This window comes from Wolbachia endosymbiont (group A) of Scambus nigricans, assembly GCF_947251485.1.
Taxonomy (GTDB): domain Bacteria; phylum Pseudomonadota; class Alphaproteobacteria; order Rickettsiales; family Anaplasmataceae; genus Wolbachia; species Wolbachia pipientis.
On the sequence record NZ_OX366356.1, the window covers coordinates 89335 to 112344 of the forward strand.

Sequence of the window (23010 nt, forward strand, 5' to 3'; positions counted from 1 at the left end):
GGAACTTTAATTGTGACAAAACGTGTAATTATTTTTGGTGGAACGGGGTTTATAGGGAAACACATCGTAAGACGCTTGGCAGCAGAAGGATATTTAATAAAGATATTCACTCGTAATCAGGAAAAAGCTGCTTGTTTAAAATTGTGTGGCAATTTAGGACAAATATCAATATTTAAAGGCGATTTTTTTGATGAAAAATCAGTTCTGGATGGTATGGAAGAATGTGATGTAGCTATAAACTTAGTGGGAATATTATATGAAGCAAAAAAGCACGATTTTTACGCTGTTCACGTTAAAATAGCTGAAAGGATAGCAAAAGCTGCAAAAATGAAAAATGTACCTATGATGATACATTTTTCTGCTATGGGAATAGAAAATAGCAAGTTGTCAAAATATGCCAAAAGTAAATTGGAAGGTGAAAAAGCTGTAACTTCAGCATTTCAAAAAGCAATAATAATTAGGCCAAGCCTTGTATTTGGTAAAGAAGACAACTTCTTTAATAAATTTGCAAGACTAGCAACTATTCTTCCTTTTTTACCACTAATTGGCAATGGAACGACTAAATTTCAGCCCATATGTGTAACAGACTTAGCTGAAGTGGTATATCGTATTATCAGTTTTAATAAGCAAGACAAGAAAATTTATAACATGGGTGGACCAAAGGTTTACTCCTTCAAAAGCTTATTGAAGTTTATTCTGAATGTTACTAACAGAAAGTGTTTGTTGATCAATGTATCTTTTCCAATGGCAAAGTTAATAGCTTTCTTTTTAGAAAATAAAATTATTTCTATGCTGCTAAAACCAATAACCGGAGATACGAACCCTATGCTTACTCAAGATCAGGTGAAAGTTATGATGAATAGTTCAATCGAAAAGTCAGTTGACCTTGAAACAATGAAGGTTCGACCATTAGCAATTGAAAATGTGGTGCCAGAGTACTTGAAGATTTATAGAAAGTATTGATAAAAGAGTGTGCCCGGTGGGATTCGAACCTACGACCCACAGCTTAGAAGGCTGTTGCTCTATCCAGCTGAGCTACGGGCACACAACATATATAAAATGCTTCTTAGTACAAGTGAAGTCAAGTACTTCGTGTGAATATGATGTTTATCTTACAAAACCTTGTCATTGCAGTTGTGTGTCGCGCGCTACCGAAATTGGATGCGAGAAGTCTATTTATTTTAGAAAATATTATATAGAAACTTACTTGACACCCTTCGCCAGCGCCCTTACCATGAAACTGAAGCTATTGTATTTGCTTTCGCCAATCTGCAGATTAAAAGGTAAGGATTACTTAATGTATCGGCGTCTTATGTTCAATTTTTTGCAGTATATAGATACTGTATGTCTTTACAAAACTTCATCTACATCTAGATTTTTATCTAAATAAGCTGAACGCGCTTATAAAGCGTTACAAGACATCAAAAAATGCCAATACTCGACAGAGATAGTAAAAGACTAGCTAACTCGGGGATTCTTTGTCTTTTTTTCTGCTTAGTAAATTTCTTAAACGTTTGCAGCGTAAGTTAGTTGCAATTAAAAGCAGCTGAATTTCGCTTGTCAAGCGTTTATAGCTCTTTTTACAATAATCCGAACAGACCGTAATATGCTACTGGCCTGCTATAGCCATAAACACATATCTTATCGCATTCGGACTATTATAAGAAAGGCTATATTTATTCAATCAAAAAGCCAATACCTCCCGTTCCTATCATCCGAGTAGCTCAGCACTGTGCGACCAGGCGATTATATAATAAACCAGCGTCACCTGTAAGGATATTATATTCAAGAGAAGAAGGTCAGTTGTTATATCCCCTCGATGGAGGAAAAGAAGAAGTTGAGATAATAAAAGCTGAACTTGGGAGTTACGCTTTTGCTGCTCAATATCAACAAAACCCTCTGCCGCTTTCAAGTGGTATAATTAAACCAGGGTGGTTGAAACGCTATAAAAAATTTCCTGATAATCTCTCGCATATAACACAAAGTTGGGATACTGCGGTTTCAACAAGTAACATGAGCAACTTTAGTGTCTGCATCACCTGGGCAAAAATAGATAATAAATTCTATTTACTCGACGTATATCGCGCAAAGCTTGAGTATCCAAAGCTTAAAGAACAGGTTTTGTCACTAGCTGCAAGATGAACACCACACGCAATTTTAATCGAAGCAAAAACAAGTGGTCAACAATTGGTGCAAGAGCTAAAGACAAACAGTGATTTACCGATTATTGAAATAGTGCCACATGATGACAAGCTCACTCGATTTCATCAAATTGTTCCGATTATAGAGTCTGGCAAGGTTTTTCTGCCGCACCAAGCAGTATGGCTGAACGATTTTGAGTATGAGATTTTAATGTTCCCAGAAACGCGCCACGACGACCAAGTGGATAGTACCGTGCAATATTTGCAGTGGGTGAGAAACAGTACCTCCAGGGTTGCAGCTATACGAGCATTGTGATTTGAGAGCAATTTCCACAAGGGAGGATGTCATCCCAGCGCTCCTTTTTTTGTCATGCAAGTAGCTGACACTGGAATCTAGCTTCTCGTTGCTGCTGCGATCATATACTATTGTAATGAGCCTTCAAAGTCACTTAAAAATAGCAACGTCCAAGGGTTTTCTGAAAAGGTCCCACAACCAGGTTCGTAAAATTCACAAGAACCATTAAAATATTTTTTTACTTTTCATTGTATATTTCTCAACATATTATCTTTAAGTACTAAAATAATTAACAATATGGCATTATTAATAGTTGAATCACCTGCGAAAGCAAAGACAATAGGTAAATATTTGAGTAAAGAGTTCAAAGTAGCTGCATCCTTTGGACATGTGAGAGATCTTCCAGCAAAAAACGGTTCTGTCGATCCGGATAATGATTTTGCTATAAAGTATGAAACCATTGAAAAAGCAGAAAAGTATATAAAAGAGTTAGTAAAAGCCGCAAGCAAAACATCAGATATATATCTTGCAACAGACCCAGACAGAGAAGGGGAAGCAATGGCTTGGCATGTGATAGAGACATTAAAAGAAAAGAAAGCAATCAGTAATGAAAACAACATTTATAGAGTAGTCTTTAATGAGATAACAAAGAGAGCAGTTCAAGAAGCAATAAAAAATCCACGTGAAATTAATATGGATTTAGTGCGTGCACAACAAGCACGTAGAGCTTTGGATTATCTAGTTGGATTTAGTTTGTCACCACTGCTGTGGACAAAATTGTCGGGAAGCAAGTCTGCAGGGCGAGTGCAGTCTGTTGCATTAAAGATTATATGCGAACGAGAAGATGAAATTAGTAAATTTATAACACAGGAGTATTGGAGTATAAAGGCAGAAATGCAAAATAGCAAAGATGAGGCTTTTTTTGCTATGCTAAGCCACTATGACAATAAAAAGCTAGAAAAATTTGATATTAAGAATGAAGAAGAAGCAAAGAACTTAGTCAGGGAGATTGAATCAAGGCAATATGCTGTAAGCACAGTAGAACGCAAGCAAGTTAAGAGAAACCCGCTTCCTCCGTTTATTACTTCAAGTCTTCAGCAAGATGCAGTGAATAAACTGTATTTTAATGTGAAAAGTGTTATGCGCACAGCGCAAAATTTATATGAAGGTATCGATATTGGTGGTGAAACTGTAGGGTTGATAACTTACATGCGTACAGATGGGTTTCATATTGCAGATGAGGCTATAAACTCAATTAGAGGGTCAATTAAGTCATTATATGGTGATAAATATTTACCGCAGTCTCCTCGTAAATATGTAAAAAAGGTCAAAAATGCTCAAGAAGCACATGAAGCAATTCGTCCAACTGATATAAGTAGAACGCCGGGTAGTATTAAAGACTATCTAACACCAGAGCAATTTAAATTGTACGATTTAATCTGGAAAAGAACCATTGCAAGTCAAATGGAATCGGCGATTCTTGATCAAGTGGTAGTTGAAATTAGTTCTACTGACCAGAAAGTAATTCTGCGAGCAAGTGGATCGAGTATATTCTTTGATGGTTTTTATAGAGTCTATCAAGATAACATGGAAGCCGAAAATGAAGGCCTGCTACCTGCCATGAAGGAAGGGGAAGCATGCAAGCTGATTTCAGTTGAGCCAAAACAACATTTCACTCAACCGCCACCTCGTTATAGTGAAGCAAGTATCGTAAAAAAAATGGAAGAAATCGGTATAGGTCGACCATCAACTTATGCAACAATTATTTCGGTATTACAAGATCGTGAGTACGTTTCATTGGATAGCAAAAGGTTTATTCCAAGCAGTCGTGGTAAAATCGTTACTATATTTTTGGAAACTTTTTTTCAGCGTTGTGTAGAGTATGATTTCACAGCACAAATGGAAGAAAAGCTTGATTTAATTTCAAATGGACATGCAGATTGGAAAAAAGAATTAGGCCACTTTTGGGTGCCATTTTTTGGTCATGTAAACTCTGTCAAGCAAATGACGCATGATGAAGTTTTCAGCGGCATTCACGATTTGGTAATCGATTGGTTTTGTTCAGAAGAAGGAAAAAAAGAGGTGAATACGAAATGTCCTGCTTGCTTAGGTGGCATATTGAAATTGAACTTTGGAAAAGCCGGGGTGTTCCTTGGATGTTCTAACTATCCTGAATGCAACCATACAAAAGAAATTACGGGCAGTAACGACAATTCAGAATATCCAAAAAGTTTAGGTATAGATGATATAACAGGACAAGAGGTAGTAATTAAAAAAGGTCCTTTTGGACTTTATCTGGAGTTTAATAACGAGTTAAAAAAGAAAAAAACGGTTTCCATACCAAAAGATATAAATGTTAATGAGATTGATCTGAGCACCGCTACTCAGTTACTTTCCTTGCCAAAAGTAATCGGAGAACACCCTGAAACCGGAAAGGAAGTAAAAATAGGCCTTGGGCGATTTGGGTACTATATTTTCTATGATGGTAGATACTTTTCTCTTAAGAAAAGCTCCAAAGAGGTGCTGAATACAGAATTGAGCGAAGCTGTACAAATTATTGCAAACAGTCCACGCAAAGAGTTAAAATCTCTCGGGGTTAATGAAAAGGGAAAAGAAGTTTTTATCTGCAACGGTAGGTACGGATTCTATATAAAATGCGGTAAAATAAACGTTGCTTTGGGCAAGAGTGCAGATATTGAGAGTATAGATCTGGAGAAGGCTTTAGAGTTGATTAAGGGTAAGAAGTAGACTTCTTGCATAACCATATGCTCTTTATTGTCATTCCAGCGTGTGACGCTGGAATCTAGAAAAAAAGAACCTGGATGCCAGTGTCTGGGCACTGGCATGACACCCTTTCTGGTAGAGGTTGCTCTCAAATCACAACGTGCATACAACTGCAGCAGTATGATGTTTTATTTATTATATCTATAACACTGAAGTTTACAATCAGAACAAACCACTTGGCCACGTGGAACTGATTTCAGTTTATCAGTTGAAACTTGATTTGAGCAGAATATGCATTTTATTGTGTTGCTTGGAGTAAGTGAGTTATCAACAGCAATTCTATCATCAAAAACAAAACATTCTCCTTTCCAATTACCATTTTTATTATAAGTTTTTTCAAGGTAAGAAAGAATGCCGCCTTTAAGATGGTAAACATCACTAAATCCAAGGCTTTTCATATATGCTGTAGATTTTTCGCATCTAATCCCACCAGTGCAGTACATAGCCACTTTCAGGTCTTTACTCTCAGAAAATGACTCTGTCCACTGAGGAAACTCACGGAAACATTGTGTGTGTGGATTAATTGCATTCTTAAACTTGCCTAATTTCACTTCATACTCGTTTCGTGTATCTATTACTAAAACGTCAGGTTGAGAAGTAAAATCATCCCAATGCTCTGGATCAACATATTTACCCTTAAGGGAAATATCAAGATTGCTTACACCAAGATTCACAATCTCTCTTTTTAATTTTACCTTCATCTTGCTAAATGGTTGATATTCTGCTGCACTCTCTTTCCATGTAAGGTCCCTTAGCCTATAATCAGAACGTAGAAAATCGAATATTTTATCAATTGCGTTTCTTTCACCAGATATTGTTGCATTAACACCCTCTTCTGCAAGGAGTATAGTACCCTTTAATTCAATGTTGTCGCATGCAGATTTTATTTCGTCTTTCATGTCATAATAATTAGAGAGTTTTACAAAGTGATAGAAAGTTGCAATGACGAAGCTCATGATTATTCACTTATCAACTAAAAACATGATATACAAAATTATAAAGATATTCAATAGTACGGCTGTTATAGCTCTTTTTACAATAATCCGAACAGACCGTAATATGCTACTGGCCTGCTATAGCCATAAACACATATCTTATCGCATTCGGACTATTATAAGAAAGGCTATAATTACTGGATATCTTCAGTTTTTACATATAACATTTTAATATAAAATATAGATTCAAATTAATGTTTTTAAGAGTATTTAAAAATATATTCTTATTTTTAGTAAGTATATTATTCGTCTGTCCAATATTATCATTAATATCAATTCTATTTACAGATACAGCAAATTCCGGATGGGTAATCAGCACACTTTTCCCTGAATATATACTGAGTACGTTAATTTTGATGATAGGAGTGGGGGGAATATCTTTCATATTTGGAGTAATTCCAGCTTGGCTCACCACATTTTTTTCATTTCCTGGAAGTAAAATTTTTGAGATTGCTTTGTTCTTTCCGATATCGATTCCTGGATATATAGTAGCGTTCGTCTATGTAAATACGCTAGAGTTTTCAGGTCCGGTGCAGAGCTTATTAAGAGACATTTTAGATTGGAGCAAAGGTGACTATTGGTTTCCTGAAATAAAATCCCTAGGTGGTGGAATATTAGTAATGGGATTCAGCCTATATCCATACGTTTATATGTTAGTCCGCTCAAGTCTAAAGAATGTTAGTAACTCAGTCACTATTGCGTCAACACTTGGGTTCTCCTCATTGAAGAGCCTGTTTTCTGTCATCATACCCTCCATACGCCCATCAATTATAGCTGGGTTGTCTTTGGTACTAATGGAAGTAATTACAGATTTCGGCACACCACAGTTTCTTGCTATCGATACTTTCACAACAGGAATATATCGCACCTGGTTTTTACTGCATGACAAATATTCAACTACTGTTTTAGCAGTTGCAGAGTTGATTTTCGTTGCAACACTAATAGCTATCGAAAAAAAACTACAAAAAAAAGGAATATCCTACTCTTCAATCAATACCAATTCAGATTATCACAATAAACGGAGTATAAGTGGCGCTATAACGTTGATCTTTGCTTATCTTATGTGTGTATTGCCGATATTAATAGGTTTTATTTTGCCAATGATTCCGCTCATATATTGGAGCATAGAGAAGGGGTTTTTCATATACGAAGCAAGATTCTATAACATAATAGCAAATAGCGTTAGTTTATCATTTATCACCGCATTAATCTCAATTAGCATTGCAATAATGATTGGATATACGGCGCGTAAAAATAAGGTAATCAACAATATAGCGCGTCTCATTTCTTTAGGCTACGCAATTCCAAATGCAATTATCGCAATTAGTATAATAATATTTTTAAGCAGAATATCCTCTTTCATTACTCAATATGTTGTGGAAATTAGCTTAGTAGGAACTATTGGCGCATTAGTTTACTCATATTTATTCCGTTTTTTTGCTATATCTTTCAAGGCGGTAGAGTCAGGGCTCAAAAAAACACCAAATGAAATTGAGTGGACTGCATATACCATGGGTCATGGAACTATTTCCACATGTTTGAATGTTCATATCCCTCTCATCAAGAAGAGTATATTATCGGGATTTTTGCTCGTATTTATGGATACTATCAAAGAGCTCACAGCAACACTTATTATAAGACCATTTAATTTTGAAACTATATCAACTAGAATATATGAACTTGTAAGCGATGAGCGCTATAGAGAAGCTGCCCCATTTTCGTTAATAATAGTTATAATAGGCTTAATCTCTACAATAACCTTATTTACACTTGATGATAAGGATAAAAAATAAACGTAACCGTTCACAGATTTCCACTTAATTCTTCAATCTCACTAATAGAAAGGCCAGTAAACTTAACAATAGTGTTGACATCAACATTATTAGCCAGCATTGCTTTTGCGACTTCAATTTTCCCTTTCTCTATACCTTTTTGTATACCTTTCTCTTCAGCAAGATCAAGTCTGTATTCAAGAATAGCTTCTTCTTTGCGTAGATCCATTATCCTTTCTTCATAGGCTACTAAATCTTTTTCGTTCCAACGAAACTTGTCTAATTCATCATATGTTAGCTTTATTATTGGCGCTTTTTCTGCTATCTCTTTTAAGTCCTCTTCTGTTGTTTCTTCTGCGTATTTAAAAAAGAAACACCACCTTTCTACTATACTTTCTAACTGCTCTACTTTATTTTTTGCGAATTTAGGCAACTCAATAAAGACAAACTGAAAATCTTTTGAGTAATGGCCGTTAGTTTTTATATCACGTATATTGTGAGTAGAAATATAATCAACTTCTTCAGGAAGTAAGTTACAATTTGATATAGCAATAAAGAAGACTTTCTTTAAATCAATGTAGTTGCCAGATTTATCTAATTGTCTTGAGTAGGCTTTAGCGGCATATAATTGAGCGCGTTTTTCGAAGCCCTTGTCTCTAGCGAGCTGCATTTCTGCTATATATCTATTTCCGTGAGAATCCTTGCAGAGAACATCAACAATACTTTGTTTATCAGAGGCAACTTCGGGATCCATAATAGTGCTAAGAAACTCAACTTCTTGTATTGCATTTATCTCAGTAAACCCTAAAATATCGTTCAAAAAGTGGATCAGGATATTCTTATTTTTTTCCGTTCCAAAGATTTTTTTGAAACACAAATCATTGCGAGGATCGAGAAATTTTGAAAGAGCCATGGCAAAAATGCTTGAAAATATTAATAATTATACACTATTATTAACAATTATTTAACCATATTTTTGAAGATAGCTAGTTTCTGTATTTATTTTAAATTGAAGAAAGCTCAAATGAAAGATCATGTTTTGCTAAAAATTACAGAATGCAGTCTGGTTACAAATAAACTATTTTGATAGTTAATGGGGTCTAGTTTTGACGTATGGACTATCCAAAGAAAAGGGTGGTATCATAACCTCAAAAATTTTTATGCTTTCTTCATTCAGAAATTCATACTTACCCTGCATTATTCCTGACGGTGCATTTAAGTATGTTCCACTTGTGTATTTGAATACCTCTCCAGATTTTATCACAGGTTGTTCTCCGATAACACCAACTCCGGCAATTTCATTTACTTTTCCCTTATAATCTATTATTTGCCAATGACGACTGAACAATTGAATAGTTGATTGGCTTTTGTTTTTTATCTTAACGTTATACATCCATACATAGCAATTTTCATAAGGAATGGATTGCTCTTCAATATAAATTGGTAAAACTGTAACTTCAACAAAGTTGGTAGTTAGTGTGTATTCTAGAATCATTATAGAATATTCATGATAAAAAGATAACATTCTAATTATATACTTTTTTCATAGATTTTTCAAGTATACTTTAATTAGGAAACATCAATTTATAGTATGAATGAACCAGATGCGCTGAGCAAAAAAGTAATAGGAATAATAGGTGGTGGACAATTAGGTAAAATGACTGCTATCGCTGCAACAAAACTTGGACAAAAAATACATGTTTTTGCCAGTGCTAAAGACGATCCAGCTTGTTCTATTGCTGATGATTTCACAATAGCAGATTTCTCTGATAAGAAAGCGCTTGAATCTTTTGCACAGAGTGTGGATTTGGTCACTATTGAGTCTGAAAATATTCCATGTAGTGCAATTGATATCGATGTAAATTTTTATCCGGGTAAAAAAGCGTTACACATTGCGCAAAATAGGCTTAGAGAGAAAGATTTCATTAGAAGCTTGAGTATAAAAACTGCTAAATACAAAAGTATACAAAATTATAATGAGCTACTGAAAAGCAGTAGAGCTTTTGGCTATCCAACAAGGCTGAAAACAACAGAAATGGGTTATGATGGAAAAGGGCAATATGTGCTTGAGAATGATTCTGAAGTGAAGCAATTTGCTTCCTTTGATTGGAATACAGAGTACATTCTTGAAGCAAGTGTTGATTTACTGAAAGAGGTTTCAATAGTCGTTGCAAGAGATAAAAACGGTAAAGTAGCTTTTTTTCCTATAGCAGAAAATTACCACGTTGATGGAATACTTGATACTTCAACAGTGCCAGCTAAAATAGATAGCAAATTAACTCAAGAGGTACAACGAGCTGCAAAGAAAATAGCAAATGCGCTTGATGTAATAGGAATTCTGGCTATTGAATTTTTTGTTACTAAAGATAACGAATTGTTAGTTAATGAACTAGCTCCCAGACCTCACAATTCTTGCCACTGGAGCTTGGATGCATGTAACGTTAGTCAATTTGAACAGCTAGTTAGGATAATATGCGGGTTACCTATGCAGGAAGTAGTATTACGCTTTCCTTGTATGACGAAAAATATAATAGGTAATGATATATATGATTCTCATAAGTATTTGAGCAACGAAAAAGCTAGTTTAACCATATATGGGAAAAAAGAGGTTAGGGATAAGCGTAAAATGGGACATGTCAATATAGATTTAAGTTAACAGTTTTTCTACGTCATACCGCCACAACTGTACGAACATTGTGATATGATGAGATGTTACATAGTAAACGGTGTCATTCTAGCACCTCTTTTCCCGTCATCCCGCTGCTTGTTAGCGGGATCTCATTTCACTTTGTGAAGGTGTCATCCCAGCACCTCTTTTCCCGTCATTCCGCTGCTTGTTAGCGGGATCTCATTTCACTTTATGAAGGTGTCATCCGAGTAGCCTGACTACTTGGATCCAGGAATTTTATTAAGTTGGTAAGCATAAAAGTGGCTGATCTTATGTTAAAACACAACGTTCTTGATGAGATTACAGCAAGGCTGGATTCCAGCGTCAGCTACTTGAATGACAGCAGTCCTACGTCATGCCGCCGCGGTATCTCTAGATCCCGCTAACAAGTAGCGGGATGACGGTTGTTGTTTAGCTATAAATGTTAAAAAATTTGCCAAACGAAAAAAAAGGCAAAAGAAGCCCCGTGGTTGGCTAATTACTTACATTATACTTTCAAGTATGGCGTTTTTTTATTCTAAACGTTTAATAACCGCGATTCAGTTGCTTTTAAGCCGCAACTAATCTAAATTATAAACATCAAGAAATTTACTAAACAGAAAAAAAGGCAAAAGAAACCCTAGGGTAGCTAATTACTCACTATCCATCTTTTAAGTTGGCGTTTTTTGATGTTTTAAATAGCGCATTTTAGCTTTTATAGCTAGAAATTTGATAAAGACATAAGGTGCACATAGTGCAAAAAATTAAACATGAGACGCCAAATACGTTGAGTTTTTTTGTCATTTAATCTGTACAGAGAAGATAAATAAATAGCTTCAGTTTCATGATAAGGGGGCTGGCGAAGGGTGTCAAGTAAGTTTTTTCGTTTCTATTTCCAATAAAAGTTTGTATGCAATAACACAGAAGCATGCACTGCTATTCCTTCATTTCTTCCAATATAACCTAATTTCTCTGCAGTGGTTGCTTTGATATTTACAAATTCATCATCAATTTCTAATGCTTTTGATATGAATTTCTTCATTTCTACTTTGTAAGGCGATATTTTAGGCTCTTCACAAACTATAGTAATATCTAAATTAGACACGCTGTACCCTTTTTCTTTTGCTTTTTTAGCAGCAAAGTCAAGAAAGTGAGATGAATTGCAATCTTTCCATTCAGAGGAACTAGGAGGAAAGTGCTCTCCTATGTCGCCACATCCCAGTGCTCCGAGTATTGCATCAACGATTGCATGTATTGCAACATCACCATCAGAGTGCGCTTCTATTGCCATGTTGTGTTCAATTTTCACACCGCAAATTTTTATAAAGCTTTCAGCACCATTTTGAACTTTAATGAACTTATGTATATCATAACCGGCTCCGACACGAAATTTTGGCTCTTCAAAAAGAAGCTTTGCCATATTGATATCCTCTTTTGTGGTTAACTTAAAATTGCTTTTCTCACCTTTAATAATCGCAACATGTTTTTTGTGCTCTACCATTAGTGATGAATCGTCAGTAAATTCTTTGACTGATTGATGGCATGATAATAATTCTTTGAAATTAAAAATTTGAGGGGTTTGTATGGCTCTGAGCTTTCCTCTTGAAATCGTAGATTCAATAAAACTATTACTCACCAATGACATAGTGTCTTCAACTTCTATTGCTGGAACTACTCCTGTATATTGATCATTAATCATAGATTCAACCAAGTTATCTATCAGAACATCTGACACAAAAGGCCTACAAGCATCGTGTATAACTACAAAATCTGGGTTAACTTTTTGTAAGCTTTCAAGCCCTAGTTTAACTGAACTTTGCCTGTTTTCTCCTCCGTATACAGGGCTTAGTAATTTAGTGTCTGTAATTAGTGATATAGCTTTCTCATAGAAACTTTCATGGTCTCTATTAATTGCTATTCTTATGTAATCTATATATTGGTTAGCCAGAAATCTTTTAATTGTATGAAATAAAACAGATTTACCTGCCAGTTTTATATATTGCTTAGGAATCGTAGAATTGCATCTACTGCCTACTCCCGCTGCAACTATTAATGCTGCTATTTTGTATTTCTTAGCGCACATATTTCTTTTTGTAGAAGCTTTCCTCTCTATCCAAGATTCTTTCCGAAAAATAAAATTTCTGACATCATATAAAAGTTACTTCCCCTATTAACTAGCATAATTATAATAGCAAAAGAGATATTTAGAGAGCTCAAAATCTATCTTTGCCTGCGGATTAAACAACTAAATTTTAGTAAAAAACGATAGTATTACAAATCGTAAAATACTTTCAACATAGGAAAAATAAATTGCATATTTTTCAGTAAATTAGCTATGCTAAACACATGCAAAAACGTCATATAACTATTTGTTTCATACTGCTTTTTATAATAGGGATGTTATTCCTGATGCGTCCTATGATTTTTCCATGTTTAATATCTATTATTATTGCATATTTGTTTAATCCGCTAGTAGTCAAGTTTGAAAAGTATAGAATACCACGTTCATGTTCTGTAATTTTTATAATACTTATTTTATTAATAGCTTTTATACTAGTCATAACATTTGTTTTACCTATTATATATGTTCAAATTACTTCAATATTAAATTTCTTAGTGAGTAAAGTGCCTTCATTAAAGCTTAAAGTAATCCCCTCTGTATTAGAATTTCTTAATATGAAAATCGAGGATAGCTTATTTGATCATTTATCTAAAAATCTAGCAGAAAATTACAGCAACTATGTATCTTATTTCATGAATGCTCTTGATATTGCTAGTAACTTTATAATCCAAGTGTTAAGTTCAAGCTTTAACACGGTATCATTAATGGTGATTACTCCTGTAGTGTTTTTCTATATATTACGTGATTGGCCTTTAATTATAGAAAAAGCTAGTAAATTAATCCCTATTCCTTACAGAGGAAAAATTGCAGATTATTTTTCCAAAGTGGATTTCATTATATCTAATTATCTAAAGGGGCAGGTAAATGTATGTATTGTCATGATGGTCTTTTACTCTGTGAGTCTGAGCATAATTGGATTGGAACACTCTATTGTTATTGGAATTTTATCAGGAATGTTAACGTTCATACCTTACGTAGGGCCATTATTATATACCATTATTGGGTTTTTGAGCGCTATCACTAAATTTAGTGGATGGTTTGAAAGTGCTGCTGTTTTGCTATTATTTGGTGTTGGACAATTAATAGATTCAAATATATTAGTTCCTTTATTAATAGGAAAAAAAGTTCATATACATCCAACTGTAATTATTCTGGGAATTACTATATGCGCTTCATATTTTGGATTTACAGGTATATTACTTTTTATTCCAATAATAGCAATGTTCAATTTATCAGTAGAATATGCAATCAATAAATATTTTAAAAGTGAGCTTTATAAAAACGGCTAACAGACCTTTTGCATAATCAATTTATGGTAAGAGGAGAAATGAGCCCAGAATACCTGACACATTTGAGGAGCGTAAGTAAATTTCTGCGCAAAAATTACTACCAGAAAGAGGTTACGTAAGAGGTTCAACGTGCAATTAAATTTATTTAACAACAATCAAGCTGATTATAGCCGGCAAAATTACATCATCTTAGATGAAAATAAGCACGTATATAATTCGGTAGTTAATGATTTATCTTGGAAATGTCTGATTCTTTTTGGACCTAAAAGCTCCGGTAAAACTCATCTCGCTCATATTTGGCAATCAATAAACGATGCAATCTTTATCAATGTGAATAACTTCGTAAGCGAGATTAGGTATAGCGATGCTTTTATTTTAGAAGACGTACAAAACATTAAAGATGAAGCAATGTTATTACATTGTTACAATTACATGAAAGAAAACGACAAGAGGCTGCTAATCACTTCTTCAATTTCACCAAAAAAGCTTAACTTCAAACTAAGAGATTTAAGTTCTCGAATATTATCAACTATCAGCGTAAAAATTTTGCCTGCAAGCGAGGAATTATTAAGAATTATGCTAATAAAACGATTTTCAGATAAACAGTTAAAAATTGATTTAAAAGTGATTAATTATATTTTAGCAAGAATAGAACGTTCTTTCTATAGCATTGATAAAATTATAGAAAAGATAGATAATGAATCTATAGGGTCAAATGTGACCGTTCCTTTTATTAGCACTTTATTAAAAAAAGATGCCATTTGATTTCTTCTTTTGTAAAGGTGTATATTAAAAATTTATTAACACCCATAACACTAACGTAATTGGAATCTCTATCTGTCCATGTTAGAATTATAGCCTTTCTTATAATAGTCCGAATGCGATAAGATATGTATTTATGGCTATAGCAGGCCAGTAGCATATTACGGTCTGTTCGGATTATTGTAAAAAGAGCTATATAATCAATGTTATGTTATAATAAATATAGATAGATACAGCTAAGAAGTATTCTATATTTATAGTAGAGCTCACTTTATAAGGTGTTTTTTATAGATTTAACGTTATAATTTAACTATGATAAGAGTAAGATTAAATTTAAGAGAAAGGTTAAAGCAAAAGTTTGTGATGTTCACTCTATTGATAAATGCTTTATTTGTCTCATATTTTCTCATAAGAAACACAGGGAACACTTCTAATCAAATTATAGCCAAAGAAATAGATATAGGAACTGATAATGAAAAATAAACAGTCGCAAAATAAAAAAGAAAATCTTTACATAACATATTACATAGATGCTTTAGCTTCAGAGAGGTCCGCTGCACAAAATACTCTGGAAAGTTATCGTTCGGATTTACACCAGTTTGAAGAATTTTTATTGGAAAGCGGCACTACCTTGGTTGGTGTAAACAAAACCAATATTAAAGATTATGTGAAATCTTTATGTACACAAAAAAAATATAAAAGTAGCTCTATATCAAGAAAAATATCTGCTATGAAAAATTTTTACAAGTGTCTATTTAATGACGGAATAATAGATTTTAATCCAGCGCCGGCTAATGATGCTGAATTAAAGAATCCAAAAGTTTCTCGTCCTTTGCCTAAGTATTTAAGTGTCGAAGAAATATTTTTGCTAATGGACACAGTGAGAAAATCAGCAAGCGAATCGAATAAAGAGATAAGCAGTAAAAGGCTATGTGCGATTTTAGATATCCTTTACTCTTCTGGAATGCGTGTTTCTGAACTAATTAGTATGAAATTATGTGAAGTGTCACATTTAATAAACAGTAATAACAAAGAATGCTATATAATAATAAAAGGAAAAAGTGGTAGAGAGAGGCAAATTCTTTTTAATGAACAAGCATTGCAGAGCCTTAGAAATTATTTATCAGTTCGTGATAATCTGATCTCTAAAGAAAAGGAATCCGATTGGCTATTCCCAGGTGATAAACCTAATAAACCAATTACAAGGCAGAGGGTCGGTCAATTAATGAAGGAGTTGGCAAGAAAATGCAATATTGATGAAAATAAGATCTCTCCACACGTGATTAGGCATTCTTTTGCTACCCATCTACTAAATAGCGGAGCAAATATTGTGTTGATACAGAAAGTTCTTGGCCATACTAACCTTTCTACAACACAAATATATACTCATATTGCTAACGAAAAGTTAAAGGACAAATTAGCTGATTCGCATCCTATTACTCAGATGATCAATAATTAAATTTATTGTTTTTAATTTGTAATAAAGTTAAATTTAAATAAATTTATGTGAGTTTGTGGTTTCAAGTTTATTGTTTAATTTCTTTCTTATATTATGGGAGGTATTCTATACTTTCATTACTCTCCCTGTAATTTTCTTTTCTGAGTGTGTAATAACCATTTTCCTCGTCTGTTCGGTGAGAGTTGTATTATTCATGCTGCGTTTATTATGTGGCATTAAATATGAAGTGAGGGGAATGGAAAACATCCCTAAGCAACCTTTTATCATTGCATCTAAACACCAATCTCCATTTGAAACATTTATTTTTATACTACTATTTAGAAAAGCGGTTTTTATTTTAAAACGTGAATTGAAATGGATTCCATTCATTGGTTTGCATCTTATAGCGCTGAAAATGATTTTTATTAACCGTTCAGATGGTATCAGTTCTATACGCCATATAATCAAACTAGCAAAAATGCGTATAAAAGAAAATAGAAGCATAATAATATTTCCTGAAGGTACAAGAACAACTATAAACCAAAATATAAAATATCAACCAGGTATTGCTGCTTTATATAGCGTATTATCTGTTCCTGTGTTACCGGTTGCTTTAAACACTGGTTTGTTTTGGCCAAAAAGCATACTTTCTCTGAGAAAGAATCCCGGAAAGGCAGTAATAGAAATATTGCCCCCAATATATCCTGGGTTAAACAAAAATGAATTCTTGCAAAGTTTAGAAAAAATTATTGAAGAGAGAAGCAGTAGATTAACCATAGGAAAAACTGATATTGCAAATTAACAAAAAAACTTTATAATTAAAAGAAAAGTACAGTATTTTAGGTATTAATATATGGCAAATCATAAGAGTGCTAAAAAAATGATAAAGGTAATAGCAAAGCGCACTTTAATAAATAAGATGCGGAAAAGTAAAACTCGCACCTCTATTAGAAAATTGGTTGATATAATCAAGTCTGGCGACAAAGAAAATGTTGTTCTGGCATTTCGGAATGCTGAATCTAATTTACACAAGTGTGTGAATAAAGGTGTTATTCATAGGAATACTGCTGCGCGTAAAATAAGTCGCTTAAATGCAAAAGTAAAAGCATTGATGACCGCTTAATACGGTTAATGTAAAGTTATAGCTCTTTTTACAATAATCCGAACAGACCGTAATATGCTACTGGCCTGCTATAGCCATAAACACATATCTTATCGCATTCGGACTATTATAAGAAAGGCTATAACTGTATTAATATATACTCCTCAGTTTGTATATTCTGTATAAAATTTAAGTAGCTTAAGTGATGGATAAAAAAGTGCTATTAGAACTAAGTAATGGATTAAAAATCGAGCTACCTGTATTAAGCGGAACAACAGGTCCTGATGTGTTAAATATCAAGGATTTATATAAGATGACAGGATTATTCACTTACGATCCAGGGTTTGTTTCTACAGCTTCATGCTCTTCTACAATTACATTCATTGATGGAGATGAAGGAGTTCTTAAATATAGGGGACATAATATAGCTGATTTGGCAGAGAATAATAATTTTACTGCTGTGATTTATTTATTGCTCTATGGTGAATTACCCAGTTCAGAGCAACACAAAAAATTTCTTCTCAAAATACAAAAATTATCCAAAGTATCAGAGCAAGTTACAAATGTAATCAAAGCATTTCCAAAGACTGCTCACCCTATGTCGATTTTAATTGCATGTTTTGCAAGTTTGTCAGCATCTTACCATGAAAAGCATGGCAACAATGTCAATGGTGAAGATCTAGACTTTGGAATTTCTGCAATAGCGCAAGTTCCTGCAATTGTTGCAATGATTTATAGGCATATCAACAATCAGGAATTCATAAATGCTAACAATGAATTAAGTTACAGTGAAAATTTCTTAAAGATGATATTTGGCGATGCTGTTGATAATGATAAAAGCGCCCTTTTTGCAAAAGCTCTGGATAAAATATTTACTCTCCATGCTGATCATGAACAGAATGCTTCTACGGCGGCTGTCAGATTGGTGGGATCGGCTGGTTCTAATCTGTTTGCAAGCCTCTCTGCAGGAGTTGCTACACTTTGGGGACCAGCACATGGTGGAGCTAATGAGGCAGTTATAAATATGCTAAAAGAGATAGAGCAAAGAGGAGATATAGATAAATTCATCGAAAAAGCTAAAGATGATAAAGATCCATTTAAATTGATGGGATTTGGACATCGTGTTTATAAAAATTATGATCCGCGCGCGCGTATATTGAAAGGCGCTTGCCATGAGGTTCTAAGTAAACTAGAACAAAATGAGGTTCTAAGTAAACTAGAACAAAATAATGAACTGCTTAAAATTGCAAAAAAACTTGAAGAAATAGCTTTAAAGGATGAATATTTTATTGTGCGTAAGTTATGTCCAAATGTTGATTTTTACTCAGGTATAATAATGAATGCTATCGATATTCCCTCAAATATGTTCACACCTATTTTTGCACTTGCAAGAACCACTGGTTGGGTTACTCAGTGGTATGAAATGATAAATGATAAAGAAACTAAGATCTGTAGACCAAGGCAACTCTATTTTGGTAAATAAATTTATTTTCACTTCATTAGACTTCTTGCATAACCCAAACTAAGTAGAAAAAAGGTGTCATCCGAGTAGCTGACACTGGTTCCTTTACGACGGAAGTGTCCAGAGGTGTCATTCCAGTCTGGAATCCAGAAAAAAGGATGGTGTCATTCCGTATCCGTTCAGCCAATGGCGTCAACTTAAGAACTTTCATTAGCAAACTCTCCTAAAGACATGATGGCGTTTAGGCTTATCTACTTTATTGCGGCTGTCCCGGTCGGATTTTATAGCCTTTCTTATAATAGTCCGAATGCGATAAGATATGTGTTTATGGCTATAGCAGGCCAGTAGCATATTACGGTCTGTTCGGATTATTGTAAAAAGAGCTATAACTTTAGCGCGTATACTTAAAAAGGGCTTGAAAGTTTTTTGGCGCAATAAGTACCTGATAGAGTTTCTGTCTCATTACACTAAATAAAACTGAAAAATTTAAACGATACTCAGTAATTTGATCTGGGTTCCAAGGCCCTTGTGCATCACATATATGAAGCGATAATATATTGCACATGACCAAGTTTGCCCAAAATTCTTGTAATACAGGCTCTCCAGAAAAATTCTCTAACTCTGCTCCTACTTTGAGTCGTTTCCTCTATGTGCCACCTTAACACATAAGCTTTGCTCCAAAGTCTCGGTCAAAAACTCTGTTTCTCAGTTGGCTAATGTCAGCACTATAACTCTTACTTTCTGTCCTTTCATTTTATTTTTTAGCTTTTCATTTTCTAATATAAAATCAAAATCTAATTCTAATTCGCTAGCGTTCCCATAGCTTACTATAATTTCTTTTTTGCAAGCAAAAAATAAAATCTACTTCCAAATCATAATGCTGCTGAATGAATTTTACTGAAGACAATCATAGATAAATAATAATTTCTCTTGATTTAATAAACGCATTTGAGTGATATAGCTCTTTTTACAATAATCCGAACAGACCGTAATATGCTACTGGCCTGCTATAGCCATAAACACATATCTTATCGCATTCGGACTATTATAAGAAAGGCTATAACTTCGGGTAATTGCTCTGCCGCCAACGTTTGTTCACCTATATTCCAAGCTGCAAGACGAGCACTACAAATCAGCGAAGTACACAAATCAACAAACAAATTGCCAATGGTGCCTGTTGTTCCATTTGGTTCAAACTCGGATACAATTTCCCCAGAGCTGGGTAATCTCATACCAGAACCATCTGCTGCAATAAGTCTATAGCCTCTCCAACTCAGGTTCATCCTGATAGGCTGTTTGGATGCTTAAATTCTTGAAAGCCTGTATGGCAAATCTTATACCTTGCTTTAGAAAAAGCTTGCTTTGAGGGTACATGTCAATGGCTCCATAAGTTCACATTCTATTCCCAAACTTTTTTTAACTAACTTAAAATCATAGAAAATACTGTCGAAAAAGCTTGTTCGTGTAAAACTCAACACAATGGATTTTCTGAAAAGTTTTCGAGTATATTGCATTTTTAATTTGTAAGATAAGATCTTTTCCTTTTTGCATGCCTCACCTAAAAAAGACACATTTTAAACTTTTTTGTTGCAATAAAATAGAAACAAAAGTGCTGTCCCTTGCACTCTTTGGATAATTTAATGATAAAAAATTTAGAGAGAAATTTTATACACTATCGCTGATATTTTTCCTTAAGTTGACGCCATTGTGTGAACACTTACCTAATGATGAAGCTATCGAAAACATAGCAAAGAGACTTCAAAAATCTATAGACGATGCAAAAAACACAAGGTCATGTTTAGTGTTGATGTATTCCAAGGAGAAAAAAGTCATCAATAATAGATTATTCGATACTGATCTTATACCACCTCATGGAGCAAGATAAAAATGTTACTGAGACTGGAAAAGAAAAACTACGGCCTCTTATGTTAGAAATGTTTAATCTAGTTTGAACAGGCACTGATGTGAGCCAAGAAGTTCGGAGATTATTGCCAGAAGATATACTGAAAGAACGCGGCGAATATTTGTCACGTCTAAAACAAATTGTAAGTGATAGTATTGAAAATGACAAAAAAAAAGGAATTGTAGTAGAAAGGGATAATAAATTTTATTATGTACAGTGTCCAGAAAAAAGTGTGATCACTCCTGCAAAATTTATGAACTCCCCGGAATTTAAGGACTTAGAATATGGTGCATTGCGAATAGGAGAAGGAGATAATCTAATCTGAATAAAAAGCTGGCAATATCATGATATGCAAGGCAAAGTAAAAATGACCTTTAGGGTAGGCGATGAAAAGATCGAAATGATTTTATCTTCTGAAAAAGCTGAAAGTTTTGGTAAAATAATGGTACATATGGATGACAAAAGTTGTGAAATCTTCTCAAAGTACCTAAAAGAGCTAGAAAAAGAACCTCGTATAAGCAAGGTTGTTGAAGCTGCTAAAAGTTTTGCACAAACAAAAAGCAGTGCAGTTAGTCCACCTCTTTCTAATATGAAAAGTGTTGACACATCGCAACATTTTCAAAGTAGTGACCATGAATCACCAGAGCATTAACAATTATCATACATACATTGTTGCATATAGCAATAGTGTATGTGTATAGTCAGTAGGGTTTGTAAGCTTAATAAAGTCTACAACTAATTTGAAAACTACTTTATTGTATGCAAGACTTTAAAATACTAGAAAATCTAAAAACCAAAGCACTAGAAGCTGAAAAAGGAGGCGGTTCTGACAGGATTACCAAACAACATGAAAAAGGGAAATTAACTGCTAGAGAAAGGCTCAGTATATTGCTCGATGAAAGTTCTTTTGCAGAATACGATAAATTCGTAAAACATCATGCAAATGATTTTGGCATGCAAAATGCTAATTTTTTAGGTGATGGGGTAGTGATTGGTCATGGTACTATTTATGGCAGAAAAGTTTTTGTTTATTCTCAGGATTTTACTGTCTTTGGTGGTTCACTTGGTGCGTCACATGCAAAAAAAATATGCAAAATTATGGATATGGCAATTAATGCCAGAGTTCCAATTATCGGACTAAATGATTCTGGTGGAGCCAGAATTCAGGAAGGAGTAAATTCTCTTGCTGGTTATGGAGAAATTTTTCAAAGAAACGTAAATGCATCGGGTGTTATACCACAAATTTCTTTAATTATGGGCCCATGTGCAGGAGGTGCAGTTTATTCCCCAGCATTAACTGACTTTACTTTCATGGTGAAAAACAGTTCATATATGTTTATAACCGGGCCAGATGTAGTAAAAAAGGTTACCTACGAAGATGTAAGTTTCGAAGACCTCGGTGGAGCAAAAATTCATACAAGCAAAACAGGAGTAGCGGATTTTGCATTCAATAATGATGTTGAAATGCTGCTAAAAATGCGTGAATTCTTTACTTTCTTACCAGCAAATAATCAAGAATCACCGAAACCTAAATCAACCTGTGATTCAGTTAATGATATTGATGAATCTTTAAATACTCTGATTCCTAGCAATCCTAATACTCCTTATGATATGTATGAACTTATTGAAAAAGTTTGTGATGGAAGGAAATTTTTTGAGTTAAAACCTGATTTTGCTCGTAATATCATAATTGGTTTTGGTAGAATTGGAGGAAACACTGTTGGTATTGTTGCAAATCAACCTATGCACCTTGCAGGATGTTTGGATATTGATTCTTCAAGAAAAGCTGCGAGGTTTGTAAGATTCTGTGACGCATTTAACATTCCCATCATCACACTTATTGATGTTCCAGGATTTCTGCCGGGTACAAATCAAGAATACAATAATATAATACAACACGGAGCGAAACTGCTTTACGCTTACGCTGAAGTGACCGTGCCGAAAATTAGCCTTATCACTAGAAAAGCGTATGGTGGTGCATACATTGTTATGAATTCGAAACATCTAAAAGGTGATATAAATTATGCCTGGCCAACTGCTGAAATAGCTGTGATGGGCCCTGAAAGTGCAGTTGAGATTATATTTCGACACGAAAAAGATCAGCAAACGTTAATCAAAGAATACAAAGAAAAGTTCGCTAATCCATTTTTTGCTGCATCACATGGATACATTGATGACATTATAGTGCCAAGTAAAACAAGGTATCACTTTTATAAAGCATTAGAGCTACTCAAAAACAAGAAGGTAGAAAGGATATGGAAAAAGCATGACAACTTACCTCTGTAACTTTCTTCTAAG

General features: G+C 34.1%; 22 protein-coding genes, 1 tRNA gene and 4 pseudogenes. 19 read left to right on the forward strand and 8 right to left on the reverse strand.

Features of this window, described 5'->3' with window-relative positions; translation table 11 throughout:
* Positions 1-12: 12 nt before the first annotated feature.
* Positions 13-963 carry a complex I NDUFA9 subunit family protein gene (locus OPR46_RS00520; RefSeq protein ID WP_010082395.1) on the forward strand — a complete coding sequence of 317 codons (951 nt, stop codon included), beginning with the start codon at positions 13-15 and terminating at the stop codon, positions 961-963.
* A gap of 8 nt (positions 964-971) precedes the next feature.
* Here OPR46_RS00520 and OPR46_RS00525 read toward each other — a convergent pair.
* A tRNA-Arg gene (locus OPR46_RS00525) sits at positions 972-1045 on the reverse strand.
* Between the two features lie 620 nt (positions 1046-1665).
* On the opposite strand from OPR46_RS00525, the pseudogene terL reads away from it, so the two are divergent.
* The 4 genes and pseudogenes from terL to OPR46_RS00545 form a co-directional block, all read left to right on the forward strand.
* Positions 1666-2457: pseudogene (gene terL / locus OPR46_RS06515) on the forward strand (phage terminase large subunit); the annotation flags it as partial.
* Between the two features lie 90 nt (positions 2458-2547).
* Positions 2548-2646: pseudogene (locus tag OPR46_RS06920) on the forward strand (TomO hydrophobic C-terminal domain-containing protein); the annotation flags it as partial.
* An 87-nt stretch (positions 2647-2733) separates the two neighbouring features.
* A complete protein-coding gene (topA, locus tag OPR46_RS00540; RefSeq protein WP_265043443.1) occupies positions 2734-5184 on the forward strand; it encodes a type I DNA topoisomerase in 2451 nt (816 codons plus the stop codon).
* 42 nt (positions 5185-5226) lie between these two features.
* The gene (locus OPR46_RS00545) at positions 5227-5367 is read left to right on the forward strand and encodes a hypothetical protein (protein ID WP_265043445.1); all 141 of its coding nucleotides are present in this window, start codon (positions 5227-5229) and stop codon (positions 5365-5367) included.
* Here OPR46_RS00545 and trhO read toward each other — a convergent pair.
* Positions 5349-6176: an oxygen-dependent tRNA uridine(34) hydroxylase TrhO gene (trhO, locus tag OPR46_RS00550; protein ID WP_265043447.1), complete on the reverse strand. Its 828-nt coding sequence runs from the start codon at positions 6174-6176 to the stop codon at positions 5349-5351. The genes OPR46_RS00545 and trhO overlap by 19 nt on opposite strands.
* Between trhO and OPR46_RS00555 the strand changes: the two genes are divergently transcribed.
* Together OPR46_RS00555 and OPR46_RS00560 are read left to right on the forward strand one after the other, a co-directional pair.
* Positions 6163-6387: a hypothetical protein gene (locus tag OPR46_RS00555; protein ID WP_265043448.1), complete on the forward strand. Its 225-nt coding sequence runs from the start codon at positions 6163-6165 to the stop codon at positions 6385-6387. The two genes, trhO and OPR46_RS00555, sit on opposite strands and share 14 nt — an antisense overlap.
* Positions 6388-6409: 22 nt before the next feature.
* On the forward strand, positions 6410-8008 hold the full coding sequence (locus tag OPR46_RS00560; RefSeq protein WP_265043449.1) for an ABC transporter permease: 1599 nt from the start codon (positions 6410-6412) through the stop codon (positions 8006-8008).
* 10 nt (positions 8009-8018) lie between these two features.
* Here OPR46_RS00560 and OPR46_RS00565 read toward each other — a convergent pair whose 3' ends face one another.
* Positions 8019-8900: an Rpn family recombination-promoting nuclease/putative transposase gene (locus OPR46_RS00565; protein WP_265043450.1), complete on the reverse strand. Its 882-nt coding sequence runs from the start codon at positions 8898-8900 to the stop codon at positions 8019-8021.
* Between the two features lie 177 nt (positions 8901-9077).
* A complete protein-coding gene (gene apaG / locus OPR46_RS00570) occupies positions 9078-9479 on the reverse strand; it encodes a Co2+/Mg2+ efflux protein ApaG (RefSeq protein WP_265044035.1) in 402 nt (133 codons plus the stop codon).
* Positions 9480-9578: 99 nt separating this feature from the next.
* On the opposite strand from apaG, the gene OPR46_RS00575 reads away from it, so the two are divergent.
* Entirely contained in the window at positions 9579-10643 is a 1065-nt protein-coding gene (locus OPR46_RS00575) for a 5-(carboxyamino)imidazole ribonucleotide synthase (RefSeq protein ID WP_265043451.1), read from the forward strand.
* Between the two features lie 880 nt (positions 10644-11523).
* Here the strand turns inward: OPR46_RS00575 and OPR46_RS00580 are convergent.
* Positions 11524-12717 carry a bifunctional 2-C-methyl-D-erythritol 4-phosphate cytidylyltransferase/2-C-methyl-D-erythritol 2,4-cyclodiphosphate synthase gene (locus OPR46_RS00580; RefSeq protein ID WP_155969285.1) on the reverse strand — a complete coding sequence of 398 codons (1194 nt, stop codon included), beginning with the start codon at positions 12715-12717 and terminating at the stop codon, positions 11524-11526.
* A gap of 263 nt (positions 12718-12980) precedes the next feature.
* Here OPR46_RS00580 and OPR46_RS00585 point away from each other — a divergent pair, with 263 nt between their 5' ends.
* Both OPR46_RS00585 and OPR46_RS00590 read left to right on the forward strand, forming a co-directional pair.
* Entirely contained in the window at positions 12981-14045 is a 1065-nt protein-coding gene (locus tag OPR46_RS00585) for an AI-2E family transporter (protein ID WP_265043452.1), read from the forward strand.
* Between the two features lie 129 nt (positions 14046-14174).
* Positions 14175-14810, forward strand: coding sequence for a DnaA ATPase domain-containing protein (locus OPR46_RS00590; protein WP_006280257.1), 636 nt, complete (start codon positions 14175-14177; stop codon positions 14808-14810).
* On the opposite strand, the gene OPR46_RS00595 is transcribed toward OPR46_RS00590, so the two are convergent.
* The gene (locus OPR46_RS00595; protein ID WP_265043453.1) at positions 14779-14967 is read right to left on the reverse strand and encodes a hypothetical protein; all 189 of its coding nucleotides are present in this window, start codon (positions 14965-14967) and stop codon (positions 14779-14781) included. The two genes, OPR46_RS00590 and OPR46_RS00595, sit on opposite strands and share 32 nt — an antisense overlap.
* A 152-nt stretch (positions 14968-15119) precedes the next feature.
* Between OPR46_RS00595 and OPR46_RS00600 the strand changes: the two genes are divergently transcribed.
* The 5 genes from OPR46_RS00600 to OPR46_RS00620 all read left to right on the forward strand — a co-directional run bounded on the left by OPR46_RS00600 (position 15120) and on the right by OPR46_RS00620 (position 18830).
* Positions 15120-15290: a hypothetical protein gene (locus OPR46_RS00600; RefSeq protein WP_265043454.1), complete on the forward strand. Its 171-nt coding sequence runs from the start codon at positions 15120-15122 to the stop codon at positions 15288-15290.
* Positions 15280-16266, forward strand: coding sequence for a tyrosine recombinase (locus OPR46_RS00605; RefSeq protein WP_151808093.1), 987 nt, complete (start codon positions 15280-15282; stop codon positions 16264-16266). Before OPR46_RS00600 ends, OPR46_RS00605 begins: the two co-directional genes overlap by 11 nt.
* Before the next feature lie 55 nt (positions 16267-16321).
* Positions 16322-17047 carry a lysophospholipid acyltransferase family protein gene (locus OPR46_RS00610; RefSeq protein ID WP_320109355.1) on the forward strand — a complete coding sequence of 242 codons (726 nt, stop codon included), beginning with the start codon at positions 16322-16324 and terminating at the stop codon, positions 17045-17047.
* A 51-nt stretch (positions 17048-17098) separates the two neighbouring features.
* A complete protein-coding gene (gene rpsT, locus OPR46_RS00615; protein WP_012673338.1) occupies positions 17099-17368 on the forward strand; it encodes a 30S ribosomal protein S20 in 270 nt (89 codons plus the stop codon).
* 184 nt (positions 17369-17552) lie between these two features.
* A complete protein-coding gene (locus tag OPR46_RS00620) occupies positions 17553-18830 on the forward strand; it encodes a citrate synthase (protein WP_265043455.1) in 1278 nt (425 codons plus the stop codon).
* A gap of 189 nt (positions 18831-19019) precedes the next feature.
* Here OPR46_RS00620 and OPR46_RS00625 read toward each other — a convergent pair.
* Together OPR46_RS00625 and OPR46_RS00630 are read right to left on the reverse strand one after the other, a co-directional pair.
* Positions 19020-19766 (reverse strand): annotated as a pseudogene (locus tag OPR46_RS00625) (transposase); the annotation flags it as partial.
* A 104-nt stretch (positions 19767-19870) separates the two neighbouring features.
* Positions 19871-20360, reverse strand: a pseudogene (locus tag OPR46_RS00630) (IS4-like element ISWosp8 family transposase); the annotation flags it as partial.
* Between the two features lie 154 nt (positions 20361-20514).
* Here OPR46_RS00630 and OPR46_RS00635 point away from each other — a divergent pair.
* The 4 genes from OPR46_RS00635 to OPR46_RS00650 all read left to right on the forward strand — a co-directional run bounded on the left by OPR46_RS00635 (position 20515) and on the right by OPR46_RS00650 (position 22998).
* Positions 20515-20694 (forward strand): hypothetical protein, encoded by a 180-nt coding sequence (locus OPR46_RS00635; protein WP_265043456.1) that lies wholly within the window; start codon positions 20515-20517, stop codon positions 20692-20694.
* 79 nt (positions 20695-20773) lie between these two features.
* Positions 20774-21037: a hypothetical protein gene (locus tag OPR46_RS00640; protein ID WP_265043457.1), complete on the forward strand. Its 264-nt coding sequence runs from the start codon at positions 20774-20776 to the stop codon at positions 21035-21037.
* Positions 21038-21061: 24 nt separating this feature from the next.
* On the forward strand, positions 21062-21364 hold the full coding sequence (locus OPR46_RS00645) for a hypothetical protein (RefSeq protein ID WP_231115838.1): 303 nt from the start codon (positions 21062-21064) through the stop codon (positions 21362-21364).
* Positions 21365-21471: 107 nt separating this feature from the next.
* Positions 21472-22998 carry an acyl-CoA carboxylase subunit beta gene (locus OPR46_RS00650; RefSeq protein WP_265043458.1) on the forward strand — a complete coding sequence of 509 codons (1527 nt, stop codon included), beginning with the start codon at positions 21472-21474 and terminating at the stop codon, positions 22996-22998.
* Positions 22999-23010: the final 12 nt, after the last annotated feature.